The following is a 1,826-nucleotide window of genomic DNA, read 5'->3' as shown; positions in this document are numbered from 1 at the left end:
GTAGATACGCAGTTTGCTGACCTGAACATGAGCAAGGTGGTTGACAATGCTAACCCTATTCCTGGTGATGATGTCATCTTCACGGTAACCTTAAGAAACGATGGTCCTGATGCTGCTACTTCTGTAGCGGTAACTGACCAACTGCCTTCTGGCTATACCTTCGTATCTGCCAATGCTTCTCAAGGAAGCTATGTGTCTGGTACAGGAGTTTGGACTGTGGGTACGATCGGCAACTCTGCTTCTGCTGTACTTTCTATCAGAGCAACTGTGCTGGCAACTGGTGACTTTACCAATACTGCCACTATCACTGCTTCTGATCAGTTTGATACTGATACGGCTGACAATACTTCTAGCACTTCAGTGACGCTTCAAGAGGCTGATATTGCACTAACTAAAGTGGTAGACAATGCTACTGCCAATGTGGGTGAAAATGTGACTTTCACAGTCACTGCTACCAACAATGGTAATGATGCAGCGACTAACCTTCAGGTATTAGATCAACTGCCTTCAGGATATACTTTCGTGTCTTCTACTTCTACCCAAGGTACTTTCACAAGTGGTACAGGTATCTGGGCCATTGGAACACTTCCTAAAGATGGGGTAGTAACACTTGAGGTTGTGGCTACTGTACTTGCCAATGGTGTTTTTGACAACACCGCTAGTGTTAACAGCTTAGATCAAGTGGATGGTGTGAGTGGTAATGATTCTGCTACTGCAACAGTAGATGCGCCAAGAGCTGACCTTAGCCTTGATAAAACAGTAAGTTCTACTTCTCCTAATGTGGGTGATGTAATCACATTTACTGTGACATTGACCAACAATGGTCCTGATGTGGCTGATGCTACAGGCATTCAGGTAACAGATCAAATACCTACTGGATATACTTTCGGAACAGCTACACCTAGTCAGGGTACTTATACTTCTGGAACGGGAGTTTGGGCTGTCGGTACGCTAGCCAAAGATGCTACAGCTACTTTAACTGTTACTGCTACCGTACTTGCTGCTGGTGACTTCACCAACACTGCTACTGTTACCGGTAACGATGTGTATGATCCTAACTCGGGTGATAATACTGCTTCGGCTAGTATTGTAGCTCAGTCTGCTGATCTGTCCATTACCAAAGTAGCCAATGACGATACTCCGAATGTTGACGATAATGTCACTTTCACTATTACAGTAAACAATGCTGGTCCTGATGCTGCAACTGGTGTTCAGGTAACTGATGTATTGCCTTCTGGATATGACTTTGTATCTGCCACTACTGCTTTTGGTAGCTACAACAACACAAACGGACTTTGGTCTGTAGGATCTGTAGCCAATGCGGGTACTGCTACCCTATCCATTGTCGCTAAAGTGAAGTCTACAGGTACTTATGATAACACTGCTTCGATAACTGCTGCTGATCAAACCGATCCTAATGCAGGTAATAACAGCAGTACTGAAACGGTCGCTGCTCAGTTTGCTGATCTTAACGTAACTAAGTCGGTAGATAATCCTACTCCTACTCCTGGTAGTAATGTAGTATTCACTGTTACTGTATTGAACCAAGGCCCTGATGCGGCTACAGGTATTGAACTTACTGATCAACTGCCTGATGGCTATACTTTAGTGTCTGCTACTCCTACTGCGGGTACTTATACTGCTGCTACCGGCATATGGACTGTTGGTACGCTAAATAGTACTTCTTCTGCTGTATTGAGCATAGTAGCAACTGTGCAGTCTTCTGGAATCTTTACCAATACAGCAACTGTTTCGGCTTCTGATGTCTTTGATACTGATGGAACTGATAACGCGGCAAGTGCTTCTGTTACATTGCAGTCTTCTGA

At 44.4% G+C, this 1,826-nt stretch carries 1 protein-coding gene; it reads left to right on the top strand.

What is annotated here, in order from left to right; translation table 11 throughout:
- Positions 1-1,826: DUF11 domain-containing protein (locus J4E76_RS20715; RefSeq protein ID WP_208506711.1), on the top strand; the 1,826-nt coding region annotated here is incomplete at both ends.

This window comes from Roseivirga sp. E12, assembly GCF_017592825.1.
Classification (GTDB): Bacteria; Bacteroidota; Bacteroidia; order Cytophagales; family Cyclobacteriaceae; genus Roseivirga.
Note: the sequence above shows the minus strand (reverse complement) of the source record. Positions and strands in the feature narration are given on the sequence as shown.